The organism is Prevotella sp. oral taxon 313 (assembly GCF_003043935.1).
In the GTDB taxonomy this organism is placed as follows: Bacteria; Bacteroidota; Bacteroidia; order Bacteroidales; family Bacteroidaceae; genus Prevotella; species Prevotella jejuni.
Window position 1 is genome coordinate 1,972,276 of record NZ_PYXE01000001.1, and the last position, 16,900, is coordinate 1,989,175.

General features: G+C 38.1%; 9 protein-coding genes and 1 pseudogene. 8 read left to right on the forward strand and 2 right to left on the reverse strand.

Annotated elements, in window-relative coordinates:
- Nucleotides 1–186: 186 nt before the first annotated feature.
- Nucleotides 187–3,162, reverse strand: coding sequence for a leucine-rich repeat domain-containing protein (locus AXF23_RS07730; RefSeq protein ID WP_233251259.1), 2,976 nt, complete (start codon nt 3,160–3,162; stop codon nt 187–189).
- Nucleotides 3,163–4,108: 946 nt separating this feature from the next.
- Here AXF23_RS07730 and AXF23_RS07735 point away from each other — a divergent pair.
- On the forward strand, nt 4,109–7,495 hold the full coding sequence (locus tag AXF23_RS07735) for a SusC/RagA family TonB-linked outer membrane protein (RefSeq protein ID WP_107624908.1): 3,387 nt from the start codon (nt 4,109–4,111) through the stop codon (nt 7,493–7,495).
- A gap of 12 nt (nt 7,496–7,507) precedes the next feature.
- Nucleotides 7,508–9,421 (forward strand): SusD/RagB family nutrient-binding outer membrane lipoprotein, encoded by a 1,914-nt coding sequence (locus AXF23_RS07740; protein WP_107625828.1) that lies wholly within the window; start codon nt 7,508–7,510, stop codon nt 9,419–9,421.
- Nucleotides 9,422–10,226: 805 nt separating this feature from the next.
- Here the strand turns inward: AXF23_RS07740 and AXF23_RS07745 are convergent.
- A pseudogene (locus tag AXF23_RS07745) lies at nt 10,227–10,421 on the reverse strand (PDDEXK nuclease domain-containing protein); the annotation flags it as partial.
- Nucleotides 10,422–10,608: 187 nt separating this feature from the next.
- On the opposite strand from AXF23_RS07745, the gene AXF23_RS07750 reads away from it, so the two are divergent.
- From AXF23_RS07750 to AXF23_RS07775, 6 genes are all read left to right on the forward strand, one after another.
- Nucleotides 10,609–11,235 (forward strand): hypothetical protein, encoded by a 627-nt coding sequence (locus AXF23_RS07750; RefSeq protein WP_107624909.1) that lies wholly within the window; start codon nt 10,609–10,611, stop codon nt 11,233–11,235.
- 22 nt (nt 11,236–11,257) lie between these two features.
- Nucleotides 11,258–11,740 carry a hypothetical protein gene (locus AXF23_RS07755; RefSeq protein WP_107624910.1) on the forward strand — a complete coding sequence of 161 codons (483 nt, stop codon included), beginning with the start codon at nt 11,258–11,260 and terminating at the stop codon, nt 11,738–11,740.
- A 792-nt stretch (nt 11,741–12,532) separates the two neighbouring features.
- Nucleotides 12,533–12,751: a DUF6140 family protein gene (locus AXF23_RS07760; protein ID WP_107624911.1), complete on the forward strand. Its 219-nt coding sequence runs from the start codon at nt 12,533–12,535 to the stop codon at nt 12,749–12,751.
- Nucleotides 12,752–12,778: 27 nt separating this feature from the next.
- Nucleotides 12,779–14,596: a dynamin family protein gene (locus AXF23_RS07765; RefSeq protein WP_107624912.1), complete on the forward strand. Its 1,818-nt coding sequence runs from the start codon at nt 12,779–12,781 to the stop codon at nt 14,594–14,596.
- Between the two features lie 5 nt (nt 14,597–14,601).
- The gene (locus AXF23_RS07770; RefSeq protein ID WP_146156734.1) at nt 14,602–14,994 is read left to right on the forward strand and encodes a hypothetical protein; all 393 of its coding nucleotides are present in this window, start codon (nt 14,602–14,604) and stop codon (nt 14,992–14,994) included.
- A gap of 1 nt (nt 14,995) precedes the next feature.
- The gene (locus AXF23_RS07775; RefSeq protein WP_107624914.1) at nt 14,996–16,900 is read left to right on the forward strand and encodes a dynamin family protein; all 1,905 of its coding nucleotides are present in this window, start codon (nt 14,996–14,998) and stop codon (nt 16,898–16,900) included.

Below are 16,900 nucleotides of genomic sequence, written 5' to 3' on the forward strand. Positions count from 1 at the left end.
ATACTCTAAAGAAATATGAACGACACGACACTAACCGTAACTATCTGTATTATGCAAAACTATAGCACTACCCTACTCACAACGTCCTATATAATAAGAAAGAACAATCCCGAAAGTCTATAAAAACCTTCGGGACTGATAAATCCAACCTTCCCGCTTTCTCATGCGGACAAGTTTGAGGTCATTCTATTCAACAGCTACAACTTTTGAATAGCCCTTCGTTTTAATGATATAGACACCTGATGGTAGGCTAACCGTCTTACTCCCTCTCACCATACCAGAATACCTCAGTTTGCCATTTAACGTATAGATATTCAAATGTATAGGTGATGCAGTCGTAAAACTTAGGCAATTCTTGCCCCCAGATACGCTAAGTGCATCATTAGAAAGAGTGTCTATTTGATCCGAAACTGTGAAGATTCCTCCAATAGTCACAGAAGAAGTAACCTTGAAATTAGGCGAATCAACATCTTCATCGTTCAGTATTAATGTTTCAAGTTTATATCCAGACGCAGGTATTGCTTTAATAGTAAGCTCTGTATTCTTAGCCACCTTTGTACCCGTCAGAACCTCAACACCATCCGCTGTAAACACCTTTAATGTTCCACAGTCAGGCTTCTGTATGGTGATATATGCCATGTTACAACCAGTTCCATCACCCTCATAATCGATCGTCCAACCCTTCAACTTAGCTATAGACGCCTCTGCGTGCTCAGCATCATTATACTCTCCGTCTTTCTCACCACGAACGAACAGTGTGTTACCACGTGGCGTCTTTCCACTCTGAAGCGTAGGATAACGTGAAAGGCTATAATAAAGATCATTTAGAGTACATGCATCCCATCTATTACCACCTACGTTAAGATAGGTCAACTGATCATGTCCCGTGAGATCAAGACCCTCTAATCTATTGCCATCAACAGTAAGTGTCACAAGTTGAAGATTATTCTTTAAGTCTAAGTTTGAGACTAAATTATTAGAAAGCTGCAATGTCTTCAATTCAGGGTTCTTGCTAACATCAAGAGTCGTAATCTTATTATTTGAAACATAAAGTTCTACAAGTTCTGGCATATCCTTCACGTCAACTGCCTCTATCTCATTGCTACTTATATTCAAATAAACAAGCTTCTTGTTATGACTTAAATCTAAGCTTTCTAACCAATTATTCTTTACATCAAGATAAGCTAAATCGACAGCACCAGTAACATCTATATTATCAACTTGATTACCATAAACACGTAAATTAATAAGTTTGCTGTTCTTGCTTACATCCAAGGTGCTAAGATCCGAATAAGAACAATCAAGAGACTCAAGATCAGTTAGTTTAGAAACATCTATGGACGTAATTGAATTCATATACGTAGACAGAGAACGCAAATGAATATTATGACTCAGATCGACAGCAGTTATCTTATTATCAACACCTACACCTGGATAGCTTGAGAAATCAGCTCCTGTAACAGCACCATATATCGTTACAGTCGCACCAGACGTTTGCCCCTCTACCGTTGTTGGAGTCGATTTAACCTTCATCTTTACAAGTTCGCCATCTCCCCAGTCAATTGAAACATCTTTTTCCTCACCACTTACTGAAAGGAAATACTGTTGATCTATACCTGTAGGAACTGTTAGTTTGATATAATCATCATCACCAGAAACACTAAAAACAGGCTTTATAACTGCTGCTTCTGACACGACAAAGATACTATCAGCAATCAATTTTCCATTCACCTCCACGCCAACAAACTTTGCACCAGTAGGTGCTGTAGCATCAATCTTAATTGGGAAGCCAGGCAGAACTTTCCCTTTAATAGGCTCGTAAGTTGCAAAATACCCATTATCAGGGATTTGACTTAGTGTATAACTACCTCCATTTTCAGCCGCTTGCATCGTTATAGTGACAGAATCCATAGATGCAGTAGCATCACCATGAACATCTAATTTATAAGAATTGTCGGCATCATCATCTAAAGTCCCAGTGTTGGCATGCTCGTAGTTAGACCCTGATAGGAAAACATTCGTACGATAAGAATTACCTGTATGTGCCGGCATTGCCTTGAAAGTGAAGTTGAGTGACTGAGGAGTAGTATTCTTACAGTCACGCATATCAAGGTGATTCAGTCGATTAGTACCGATAGCACCATGCATATCAAGGAATTGTATTCCAGTATTCCGTACGCTCACACTACGTAAAAACCGTTGGTGAGATAAATCAATACGTTGTATCTTCGTATTATCAATATTAATTGTATGAAGATAAGCAAGGTTAGACACATTTAAACGAGACAACTTTGAGTCACTGAGTTCAAGCGTTGTTATATTCTTATTACTACTTAAGTCAAGCTTTGTGATGTCAGTATTAGACGCATCAAGCATAATAAGTTCTGGATTATTAATAAGGTTTAGCTCTGTTATCTTTGTTCCCTTTATAAGGAGTTTCTCAAGTTTAGTTTGTTGCGTAACGTCAATAGATGTTACTCCAATATTGTTACTGACATCAACATCACGTAACTCCGGATAATTATTACCCAATTCTAATTCTAACAAACTACCGTTTGAAAGATTAAGATAACGCAGATTAGGGAGACTGATAGGATAAAAGTGTGTAATATCTCCATCTGACAAATCAATATTTTTTAGCTCTGTACTGCCATTAGGAAATAAGACAGTAGCCAACAATTCATTATGATTGGCCGTAAAATTAGATAATTTCTTAAAATTGCGCAGGTCTAAACGCGTAATCTTATTATAGCTAAGGTCAAGTATAACAAGATTAGGAGCACCAAAGAAATCAACACCTTCGTAGGTTAATTCGTTCTTCTTTGCTTCAACTTGCTTTAAATTAGGCTGATTCTTAAAAGCAAGATATGTTGCTTTTGCGTCAGAGACCTCAACGGCCGAAAAGTCACCATAGACAACGATTGTGTCCTTTAGTAACTTTCCTGTTATCTTCTTATTACTACTCCACCCTTCTAACGTAGCCTCTTGTTTATTACCATCTCCCCAGTCAACAAATACTTTGCTGGCATCATCGGTTCGAGTAACACGGAATTCAAAGTCTTTCCCTACGGCTGTTGATGTTGCAATCTTCATTTCACCATTTGTTTGTGCGAACGTCACTAAAGACACAAACAAAGAAAACATCAGTAAAAATTTCTTCATAAGCTGTAATGTCTAAGCACTTTATAAGAAAGGTTTATCAAACGACAGAACATAGAAATTAACCATAGTTCTGTCTACCAAAACGTAAAGAACATCGTGATAGTGCTATTAAACCACAATATAAATCACGCTTTTGGTTGCAAATATAAGTAAAATAAATATAATCTGCAATATATTGTAACATTAACTATTATCATTTATTACATATCACAGAATAAGAGTCAGGTGTAAGTCCACAACAAATACTTAGATTTTGACATTAACGAATAAAGGAACATGAACTATACAATATCACCTGAAACATCTGAAAAATCGAGATTTTTAGGTAACAAAGTCTATTGTCGCATGGTAGAAGATGAGGGAATTGTAAGCAGCAACTGATTGTAAATAGCTGATTAGCCTATTCTCTCTACTTCGTTACAAATAATCATCTTAGTCATCTTAACCAAAGGACAACTCTTTCCGACCCACTCTCTTGTCTACTTACCTATTTACAAGTACCTCATCTTACCGCCTTTACATATTTACAAAAATTAATCGTCATTTTTATTGCTTAATATATTTATTTTATTTATATTTGCTCACATAATAAGAAATATATAGACAACCGTTAAGCAACACTTTATGTGTCGTAAAACATACTAACACTAACCTACAATCGAAATTACAATATCTACAATACTTAAAAACCATCTTTAGAGTATCAATCTGTTTACTCAAAGATATCAGAAATTATTAATAAGAACCTATAACTAACCAAATAAAAGTCTCTCTCAATAAGAGTTACAAGAGCGATAAATTCATTGCGGTAATAGCTGCTACACATAGCTAATATTCAAAACAACAAAACCTAACACAAAGAGCTGATACCGAATGAAAGTAAAATAGAGACATATATAAAACCTAAACAATAAATTTTACATATTAATCTTTAACTATAAGCAAAATGAACAACAAGCAGAACAAAGCGCAAGCCTTATGGCGAATCTGTATGATGGCACTGGTATGGATGTTCGCTACTGAGCTTTATGCGCAAAATGTCACGGTTAGTGGCATTGTGAAAGACCCAACGGGCGAGCCTGTAATCGGTGCTTCGGTAACGGTGAAAGGTACAAATATGGGTACTGTGACTAATATCGACGGGCAATACACCCTACAATGCCCCACAAAAGGCACATTAGTATTCTCATACTTGGGGATGAAACCTAAAAATGTAGATGTTAATGGTCGACAACAGATAAACGTTGCCCTTGAAGAAGAAGCCACTGCGCTTAACGATGTGGTGGTTACGGCATTGGGAATTAAACGACAAACAAAAGCATTGGGTTATGCTGTCACCGAGCTGAAAAGCGATGAACTGGAACGAGCTAACACTGTTTCTCCTGTCACAGCATTGCAAGGTAAGGTGGCTGGTGTAGAGATCAGCCAGTCAGACGGTGGAATGTTTGGATCTACTAAAATTCAAATAAGAGGTGCATCTACTCTTAATGCCAACAACCAACCTATCTTTGTAGTAGACGGTGTGATATTAGATAATGCTACAAGCCAGTCAGGGGACGCTGACTGGAATAGCAATATCAACGACTATGGTAACCAACTAAAGAACCTTAACCCCGACGACTTTGAGAGTGTGAGCGTACTAAAAGGCGCTGCAGCAACAGCATTGTATGGTTCACGCGGCTTGAATGGTGCTGTAGTAATTACCACTAAAAGTGGGAAAGCAGGCAAAGGTGTTACTGTAAAGGTTTCGCAAACTATAGGATTAGAAACAGTCTATCGTTCTCCAGATCTACAAAACACCTATATGATTGGTGCTTTCCCTGGTGCTGTAGATTACGGAGACGAATACACTGCCACGGGCAACCTTTGGAGCGATAACATGACATCGTTCGCTCGTAACTCTAAAGGTGAATACTCACTCATCGAACAATATGGGAACTATGCTTGGGGACCTGATATCTCATGGGCTGAGGGTAAACAGTTTGAACAGTACGATGGAACAATGGGAACGGCGAAGATGTTCCCGAACAACTATAAAGATGCTTACGACACAGGCTTTAATACTAATACGAATGTATCATTGCAAGGTGGTAATGAACGTACACAATTCTACGCTTCAGCATCTTATAAATACAATAAGGGTACTACACCACGCAACACCTTTAACCGTCTGTCGTTCTTAGGAAAAGCTTCACAAAAGATTGGGAACATCGTGACGGTAGATTTCAGCGTGAACTTTACGCAGTCACAGCCCCGTAATGCACCATTAAACATCGGAGAATACTTTGCTAATAGTACATTCCCACGCGAATACGATGTTAATCGTTATCGTAACCTTTACAAAGGGGAACATGGTGGACTTGCCAGCGAAAGATATGGCGATCTCTATCGTGCTGTACCTGGAAAGGAGCTGTGGTGGAGTATCTTTGAAAACGATTACAAACAAACAGAAACCATGTTTCGCCCTGTGCTTAACATCAATATTCAAGCACTGCCTTGGCTACAGCTTTCAACTGGTGGTTCGCTCAACTATTATGCCATTGATGGCGAACTAAAAGCCCCTGGTAGTGGTTATGCCAACGAAGGTGGTTCTTATGCTCTCTCTCACACGCACACTACACAAGAGAACTTGTACCTTGCAGCTAACCTAAACTATCAAATTAATAAGGACTGGGAAGTACATGGGTTCTTACGCGAGGAATATTTTAACCAATATGCACAGTATAATAGTGAGAGTACGAACGGTGGACTTATTGTGCCCAACCAATTCTTTATCAAGAATTCAAAACAACAAGCCAGCTTTAATGCGTATAAGTTCAACACCAAACGTATCGTTTCTACCATCTTTATGATTGGAACAAGCTGGAAGAATCAACTATTCCTGGACATAACGGGACGTAACGATTGGTCGTCAGCTTTGGTTTACAGCTACGGAACAGGTAATTTCTCTTATTTCTATCCTTCTGTTTCTGGCTCATGGATTATCACAGAAACCTTTAAAGACAAACTTCCTAAATGGGTTAGCTTTGCAAAAGTACGCGGTTCTTGGGCCCAGGTGGGAAACGACACGTCTCCTTATTATATTAATTCTGGCTATTCTGTGGCAACATATCAACGTGGCGACAAGAAGATTTACGGAATGAATATCCCTGAGAATATGAAGAGTACCAACTTAAAACCTGAACGTAAGAATGCTTGGGAAGTGGGACTTGACTGGCGTTTCCTTGACAGTAGGATTGGGTTAGACCTCACCTATTATAAGGAGAACACTCGAAACCAAATTATGACTATCAATGTACCTTGGGAATCGGGCGTAAAAGAAAAACTAATCAACGCAGGTAACATACAAAACTCAGGTATAGAAATAGCACTCAATACTACTCCTATAAAGAAAAAACAATGGCAATGGGACCTAAATTTCACCTACACTCGCAACCGCAATAAGATTGTAGAACTTAGTCCTGATGTAACATCTTACATTAATCTGGATGGTGCAGCAAACTATGGTAACTACCGCATAGCATCTGTTGCCAAAGTAGGTTCCGACTATGGTATGCTAATGTCTGACTCTTGGATAAAGACCGACGAAAAGACTGGCAAACCAGTTGTGGGCTACACAAATAAATTCCGAACAGTGTATTATAAGCGCGGAGGTACTGTAAAAGAAGTTGGATCGATGTTGCCTAACTTCCTTGGATCACTAAACTCTACCCTGAGATGGAAAGACCTTAGTCTCTATGTGCTCTTCGACGCACGCTTTGGAGGATACGTTGCTTCGTATAACTCACGTTATGCAACTGCATACGGTTTCTCTGGAGAGACCGAGAAATACCGTAAGGGGATGACTTGGACCAGCAAATACGCTAATGCGCAAGATAAGGTATTTACTGATGGCTTCATTCCAGATGTTGTTTTCGATGCTGGAACGATTGTTACAACACCAGGAGGGACTAACCAAGACGTTAGTGGAATGACCTATCAGGAGGCTTATGAAAAAGGTTATGTAGAACCAGCACACCTGCAAAGTGCTGCATACTTTAAGAATAGTTGGGGAACAGGCGTTATTAACGATGACTGGTTTAAGAAAATCAACTACATCGCTCTGCGAGAAATAACTCTCTCGTACAACGTTCCGACCAAAATTAGCAGCTATATCGGTGCAAAGAACTTATCCCTTAGTTTCACCGGACGTAACTTGGCATACCTACTGAACACTGCGCCAAATCACGAGAATCCTGAATCGGTACGTGGAACAGGAGCTGCGCAGTTCCGTATGCGATCATTTATGCCTTACACAGCAAGCTATCTCTTCACATTAAACGCTACATTCTAAATGCCTTTCATTATGAAACAGAATATTATAAAATTCAAGTCGCTCGCCTTTAGTATATGTGCCGCAAGCATGGTACTGACAACAGGATGTAGCGAAAGCGAATACGCAAAAATAAATACTGACCCATCGACTATCGCCGAAGGAAATCCTGTTTTCTTGTTCACTCAGGAGCAGGTGCAATACCAACCTTTCGATTACCTGCTGTGGTATTATGATGGGGCTTACACGTCAAAAATAGTTCAAGCATATTCACCATCAAGTAGTTTTAATGACTTGTATAACAAGTTGGCTGAACTGGGCGGTGTGGGTTCTCAACTCATTTATGTTAAACGATATGAGAACGATATTAAAGCTACTATCGATAAGATGCCAACCAACAAGGCTGCTCAATACTCGCACCTTTCGGCTATGGCAAACGCTCTAACAGTTTACATGGGACTGTTCGATACCGACCTCTTTGGCTCAAGACCTTACTCTGAAGCTGCACAAGCCAAGTATGGAGGCACATTAACTCCTAACTACGAATCGCAAGAGAGTCTATTCGACCAATGGTTGACTGAACTAAACACCGATCTGGATAAGCTGAAGTCAACGACAACGCAGATAAGTATTGGAGACAATGACTTAGCCTACGGGGGAGATACTAAGAAATGGGTGAAATTTGTAAACGGCATAAAACTTAAAATTGCGGTAAGACTTCTTCACCAAAACAAAGCTAAGGCCTTAAAAATAGCCGAGGAAGTGGGTGCTGACGATGCAAACGTGATGCAATCTATTACAGACGACTATGTATATAACAAAGGTACAGGTGGAGATGGCGGCAACAACACCTATGGAAGTGATAATAGTGTGAACTTAGGTGTTAGTAGTAAAAACGTTATCGACTTCATGAAGCGTAACAAAGATCCACGTATGCTGGTGATGTTTACTAAAAACGATTTCAACTCTGAGGTGGTGCAAGCTTTCTTTGATGCACAAGCAAGAGGAGATAACAACTGTGCTATTCCTAAATATATTTTAGACCAGGTGAACTATACAACAGATGCTTCTGGCAAGAAACATTTCGACAGTTGGAAAGGTGATGGGGAACCATGGGTGCGCTATCAGGGATTACCTATCGGTATGGCTATATCTGAAAAGACAGAATACACTGGCGTCAACAATTATTTTGTAACAACCAGATGGAAAGTAACTGACGGAGAAAAAACAAAAACCTACTCACCGCTATCGTACTTTAACGAGGAATTAGTGCGTGGCCGCGTTGACTTCACTTTTCCAACAGCTCCAAAAGGTAAGGTGGTACAAGACACTGAAGATAACCCGCTTTACGAGATGACCCTTTCCACAGCTGAAATGAACCTCTATCTGGCTGAGTTTAAGTTACTGGGTGCTAACTTGCCTCATACTGCAGCCGAATATTTCAAACTTGGCGTTGAGGCTTCAGCTAAGGCTTATAACCGTTTAGCGATACTGAACAAAATACCTTATTATGATAAGGCACATTGTAACGACAAGTTAGACGAGCCTGTTACCTACGACGATGCAGCCATTGCTACGATGATGGCTAATTCTGACTACCAACTAACAGGTAGTGTTCCAAGCGATTTAGAGAAGGTTTACATCCAATTGTATCTACATTTCTTCTATCAACCACTTGAGCAGTTTGTAACAGTGCGCCGCTCTGGCGTTCCTAAAGTTGGTAGCTCGCTCATTCCTTGGATTACAATGAAGCCCAACACTGAGTTGCCTCGCCGATTCTATATCGCTCAACCCGACCCAGCTGATAAGATGCGTACTATTATCGAGACAGCGATGACACAACAAGGTTTCACCTTTACCGATGGACAAAGACCTGAACTGCTTAACTCTGAAAGGGTGTGGTACGACAAGGGGGCTCCAAACTTTGGTGAAGGTCCTAACTACTAATAGGGAGACCTGCAGAATAAAGAGGCATCAATAAATACTGTGAAGAAGCAAGTGGGCAAAAACGCCCATAAACTTGCACTAATCTGCCTCAAAGTCGTTTTTCGTTAGATTATTAAAAGAGAGGGTGTGTCAATTATGAGCACACCCTCCTTCTTCATGAATTAAAAGAATCACAAGAGGTTTTACATCTCTTTTTGTCATATAAGCCATAAATTGTGGTTCTTCCGTTAAATGTGTGGACGCTTTTCGTAGTGCTTTAACGTAAGAGCCAAAGTTACTCATTAAACAAAAGTATAGCTGAGACAGTCAACTATCTATCCTATTTTCATCCTCTTTCATTGAAAATCTTTATATTTTAAGACTTCGAAAATCTGCAGACAAGGTTTGAAAAATCATTACATAATTTCAAGGAAAACACCTATAACTAACGGCAAAAATACACACATGAAGCGAGTTTGCAATCAACAGATTATCAATTAGTTACCAAGTGTAAAGTAAAAGATGCCTAATTGGTGTTCAAAAGGGCGTTAGTAAGGGTTTTAAAGAGTATCTTTTGCAAGCCAAAAGGGCGTCTTTTAGAAGCCAAAAGAGCATGTGTTGGATTTGAGCTGTACAAAAATAGTTTACAAACATGATTTAATAAGGGAATAAGCAGGTTATAGATGACAGATTGGCATCACACCTAATTACATTTATCATATAGTTTACCCCCCTTTATAAAACAATCTTATTGGCGGTAAGCTTACCATGTATGTATATTAATCTCATTCTATTAACGATCTACGCATTTAACGGAAGAACCTAAATTGTTCTGCCCTATATATTCGGCTTTGAATGATGTGACTTTAAGTTCGATAACATTGTATGGATGTCGTAGGATATCATAAAGGATGACATCGGCATAGAAATCAGAGGCACCAACCTCAAAATACTTCTGTTAGGCAACAAAAGTAAAACCACTGTCCTTTTCCAGAAGATATTTAGTGATATGAGAAACTAATTACCGCTCTAAGAGAAGAAAAACATCGGTGTTACGTCACATCAAGAGGTAAAACGCCTCATCTTTTCTTCATATATTACTAATCACAGTACTAATGTCATTCTCCTAATAAAATACAAATAAAATCCTTTGTACCTCTCACGAAGATACATTTATTTTGCAGACAAAAACAAAGACCTAATAAATTATGAACAAAACAACATTTATCTTAATTACTGGCATTACGTTGCTCTGCAGCACTACCTTACTCACAACTACCAGTTGTTCTCCTAAGACCCCTGAAGAGATACGGCAAGATAGTATCGAAGCATTCTATGCTACACCTGAGGGTGAGGCAGCTACTACTGTTGAGAAATATTTTGAAGCATTAAAAACAGAAGGACTTTCTGAAGCTGCGTCAAAGTTCTGTACTGGGAAACTGGCAAAACAATTAGAGTCCATGGCAGCACTTCTCAACATGGCGAATGGCGGTAGTGGTTATGATAGGTCAGACATGGGTTTCGAATCCGTAAAAGCTGCTACACTAACCAACTATCAAGATGTAGCAATGGTTGTACTTAAGAACAAAAAGGGAATCTTCACCGCAACGCTAATCCTACAAGAAGATGGGTGGCGGATTTTCTCCATAGAGCCTAATGATATGACTGGTTTTAAGAATATGATATTTCAAAACAAATTATCTGACAGCTATGACGTCTACCCTACAGACGGAGAAGACCCTAATGGTGGTGCTTCTGCTGCACGACAGTTAGAAGAGGATATGAACCAAGACTTCGACGACATATACGATAATAGCGATTCATACTCAGAATAAGAACCTCAAAATATACAGAGACATGACAACAGAAAACCTCATCAAAGCTATAAAAGATTACGAGTGCCATGCACTTCCCATAAGTAAAAATGTCTTTACAGGCAATAATATCACAGCAGAACTCATCGAAAAGCATTGCAGTCGCTATGGCATTAACTGTCAAGGAGAGCAACCGATACTCATTGTCAATGACTCTATCGTGGGTTCATTTGGTGGATATGGCTGGACGGGGCTGATGATTACCGACAAGACACTCTATTATAAGTGTACAAAGGATTCCTTCCTCAGTGGTTTAATTGCATTCAGTTCAAAAGGTATACTTCCTTTAGATCAAGTGCAGACCATTGCTATCGGAAATCACGATGCCTGCTTCGGCACAGCCTACGTAGGTCATCAACTTGTTATCAACAATGGAGTAATGGGTCTACTGCGTATGGGTGGGGGTATTGAGTTTGACGACAAGGCTATCAGCCAACTGAATCATATCTTTAAAGCCGCCAGATAAGCTTGTTCAACTCTGTCTTTCGCTATTAAAAAGTTGAAGAATAAACGTCCTTAGCAAATATGTTATATTTGGCTTTGGCAGTTATACCCTCTCTTAGCAATAAGTTGCTGGCATACTAACATCGTATAATAATGTGTTAGCACTTCAATTGCATTCGTATTAACATTCCGCACCAGTGGTGTTAGGCCTCCGCACCATTGGTGCTGAGCCTTAGCACCACCCGTACTGGACATAAATACGCAAATTGGAGAGAAGAAGAAAGATTCTTCACAATCATTACATTCTACGGAGTAATAGATCAGCAACCAACCTATATGAGAAAGGAAATGTGATAGCTTCCATTAGCTAAAACAGTAAACAAACTTTCTACTAAACATATTTTAGCAAGCAAATATATCGTAATTATATTCTTTAGAGTAGTATTAATATATACTTTTCATTGTGTTTTATTTACTTTATTTCATTATTATTTTGCTATTTCCAATAAATTCCCTACATTTGTGCCATGTTTGGTGGGCACTTTACAAACTACTCACCATTCATTGCACAAAACTTGCAAACGAGGTTATTCGACCCGGTTAAATCTGGAAAATTCAACTAAGGAGTCGTCACTAATCGAGTTTAGGCAGGTTCTGTGCCCCTATCCTATATGGGGGCATGGACTGTCTTTACTTTATTTTGACTCCAAGGTGTTTTCCAGAACCGAACCGGATAAATAAAGATAAAGCGGGCCGTGTCCCCTTTCTTCTTGTATCCTCGTCTAATACAAACATAACTAAAAACAATATTATTATGGCACTATTCAAAATTACCGTGAAGATGTCAAAGCACTGTGATGGCATGGTTATAGAACCAGGCATGAGCATCCAGTATGCTGCATTCTTCTCAAACGTTCTTTCAAACGACAAAGAACGAGACAAAATCAACACTCTCTTCTTCAACCACTTCGGTGTAGACCTTAAGAAGATGAATGCTTTGACCCCTGCGTATTTAATTGTAGAAAAGATATAATAAGAATACAATACAACTTAAACTATTATGAATAAGATTGAAGACTTACGTTCTATTGCAGAGTCCATAGGACTAACCAGCATAGTTGAAGAGTTAACATTAATAGAATTGCGGTCTAAGCAGGAAAATGCAAACATTATCCTTCCTTTAGTCGGCGAATTTAGCTCGGGTAAAACAACGCTTATCAATGCACTGACTGATAGTAAGGGTTTGGAAAGTGCTACTAAACCTACAACAGCAACAATTTATGAAGTGCATTTTGGCAGTGATTCTTGTCACGCAGAAGTAATCGATGCCAATGGTAACTGTATAGAAGTAGAAAATATAAATGACTTAAAAAACGAAGAATTAGCAGATGCAAAAGTTGTGACAGTATTTGACACATCTACACGCATTCCTGCTTCTACTATAATTGTTGATACCCCTGGACTTTCATCTCCTGATCCTCAACACAAACAAACACTTGTCAATTTTCTACCTAAGGCTGATGGGATATTACTTGTTACCGACATAAACCAGCAGATGACTCGTTCACTGACAGACTTTATCGAGATGATAAAATTATCTCAACGACCAATTTATTTAATACTTACCAAAAGCGACACTAAGTCAGAGGAAGATATCGAGTCTGCAAAACAATACATCAGCAAAAATTGTAAGATTCCTTTAAAGCAAGTAGCTGTTGTATCTGCAACAAAAGACTCACTCGAAGAGTTATACACCTTACTTGATTCTATTCAGGAGGAAAAGAAAGATATTCTGAAACGTGTTGATGATCAACGCCTGAAAAATATATCAAAAATGATGCTAAAGCAGGTTGAAGAACTAATGTCTGCCTCTTTATCCGACGAAAACACTGACGAAGCTATCAGAATGTGTCAGCAAGAACTTGACAGAGTCAAACGACAAATAGAACGTTTAGTTGATTCTGTTGCCGATGATATTGATGAACAGGAACGCACAACCACACGTAAATTTGAAGATATAATATTCGATAAACTTAACACGCTTGTAACAGGAAAAAGTTCAGATTTCGACAATGAAGCAATGACAACTATTAATAATACAGCTTCATTATTAATGAATAGCTACAAAAATGGTATACAAGCTGCTATCTGTGAGAAAGCAAGAACTCAGAGTGAGCGTGAAAAAGAAGATGGCATTTCATTAGAATCTCTAAAAAGTATGAACCTCTCAAACATCCAAATGACAGGCTTAACTTATAATATGGATTTGAATGGAATGGGACATGAATATGACCAATGGATAAAGGTGGGTGTAATTGCTGCAGCTGCTGTTGGAACAGTTGCTGCTGTTGCAGCAACTGCAGGAGGAGCAGCCGCAGCAGGTGGAGCATTAGCAAGTGGAAAAGCTATTGATGCTATTGATACAGTTTCTGACGTTGGTAGTATTATTTCTAACCAGAAAGCTGTTAGCAGAATAGAGAAGGCAGTTACATTAGCAACAAAAGTTACTCAAAAATATGAAACTATTGAAAATGGAGCACAAGCTCTATCAGGAAAAGTTGGAAGCGACAAGGGGCTAATAGACAGCATGGTTGGTTTTGTTACAGATAAACTCCTTTCCAAGCCACAACGTGCTCGCGCAGTTCGTAATTATATAGATTCATCTTTATCACCCGATTTCAATAACAGATTAAAGGAGATTTCGCTGGAATTAGTTAATATAGTTAGGGTTTCTTTGAATGAAGAAGCTACTGAAATTATTAACCAGAAAACAAATTCTCTTAATCAATTGAAAGCAGAACGTAAAGAACAAAAAGAACAATTTGAGCAAAGAATAAGTCAATTACGAGAATATAAAACATTATTATTAACTATATAAAACAAATGAAAATGATAGAACTAATTGGTGGAATTGTTATTGGTGGCGTTGCTGGAGTAGCTCTTAAGGACAAAATCGTAGGAAATTCTTCACAGTATGATAATAAACAAAGAGAGTTAGAAACACTTTATGCTGAAAATGAAAAATTCCGTCAGCGTAACAAAGAGGCTGAACGTCAAGTAGAGGATCTGATGGCTGAATTAGAAAGAATCCGAAAAAAGGCAAAAGAGAACAACGAAGAACAAGAAGACTTAGAAGACGAACTCGATAAAGCTAAATTCGAGTTAAAGTCCCTTCGTCAACAGAATGACGAACTTGCACGTAAAGTAAAAGAATATAAAGATGCATGTGAAGCACAAGCGGCTCAAATTTCTCTTTTGAAAGAAAAAATAGGATAGTATGGATTCAACAATAATCATATACATAATTGTAGATATTATTATAGCGGTTTTCATTTGGCTTTATTGTTCAGGTCAGACATCAAACAGTAAAACCTTGGCTTCTCAACTTTCAGTAGAGAATGAGAGGTTGAAGACCAAATTAGCTGAAACAGAAAAGAAACTTACTAACAGCGTTGACCTTGAGAACGAGTTGGACAAAATTGAGTCGAAATACAAGGCTTTGCTGAAAGAAGCAAATGAACAATGTGCACAGCTTGATGAACAGCTAAAGAATGCTATAGATGGGAAAATAGACAACTCTTTCAAAGAACAGTTAGCTCAAACTGAAAAACTGAAAAAAAAGATTGAAGATCTTGAAGAAGAAATCGAGGAAAATGAAGATGACATCTCTGATTTAAAAAAGAAGCTTCATTTAAAAGATGACGATATTGCTGAACTACAAGACAATCTAAAAACAGAACAAAAAACCACGAATTGTCTTAAAGAGGAACTTTCTTCTCTTAGTCAAACACTTGACGATAAACTTGAAGAACTAAAAATCAAGATGGGATCTTTGGATTTCATTCAGGAGATTCTTTCCGCAAAAGAAATCAGTACAGAAGATACACAGAAGTTATACAAAAGAATTAACGCTTTTGAATCTTTTGTAAAAGGATCATACCTTGATTTAAACTCTTATTTATACAATAGTGATGATATACCTTGGAAAGAGTTTATAGGAAAGCAAGCTATTGTTCCTAAGAAGCAATACGTCATAGACCATTGTGACCAATGGACTGCTACTAAGCGTAAAAGCTGGTTGGATGGGAAAAGAACAATAGCATTTGTAGGAGAGTTCTCAGCTGGTAAAACTTCTATCGTCAATAGAATTCTGACTCAAGATAATCCTGACATACCAAAACTTCCTGTTAGTACAAAAGCTACAACCGCTATTCCTACATATATTGCAGGAGGTTCTGTTGTATCCTATAGTTTTATCTCAGGTGACGGAAGGCGTAAAGAAATTCTTGAAGAAACATTTAAAAAAGTTTCAAAAGAAGTTCTTGACCAGATAAAAGGTGTATCTTCGCTTATAAAATACTTTGTAATGACGTATAAAAATCCTAATCTCAATGGATTAAGTATTCTTGATACACCAGGATTCAATTCTAATGACAGCGAAGACCGTGACCGCACCATTGATGTCATTAATGAGTGTGATGCTCTTTTCTGGGTATTTGATGTAAATGCTGGAACCGTAAATCGAAGCTCAATCTCTATTATCAAGGAGAAACTTAATAAGCCATTATATATTGTCATTAACAAAGTTGACACGAAGTCTGAATCCGAAATTCAAAAAGTTGAAGAACTTATTCAAAAAACCTTGAAAGAAGAAGGACTTAAAATTGAGCAGTTCATTAGATTCTCATCTAAAGCATCAATCGAAGATATTATGACACCTATTCATAGTGTCAAAAAGATAGAATCTCGTGAGAATTTTATTTCTGAAATAAAAGAAGACTTAGAACATCTACTCAAAGAACGCAAAGAGAAAGTAGATGAACAATACAAGTCATATACAGAAGAGTGTCAAAATGGTGAGAACATTATTGATGATTTGAATGAAAACTTCAATTTGCTATACAAGGATTGTGAGGCTGCCAGCCAAATTCCTCGATGGGAGACTCATATCTTCAGTAGTGATCGTTATGAAATGTCCGAAGAAGAATATGACCAATTAATCCAAGTTCTTAGTACCATTGCTGAAGAAAGGCCTAAAATAATTGCCGACAAAATAAACAATCTTATAGAAAATGCAGAAAAAGCACAAGAGACCTATTCAAAGCTATGTAATATAGAAAATGCATGGCAGAATATCAACGATTGTTTAGAACAGTATAAAAAAATAACAAAAGAGCTATAA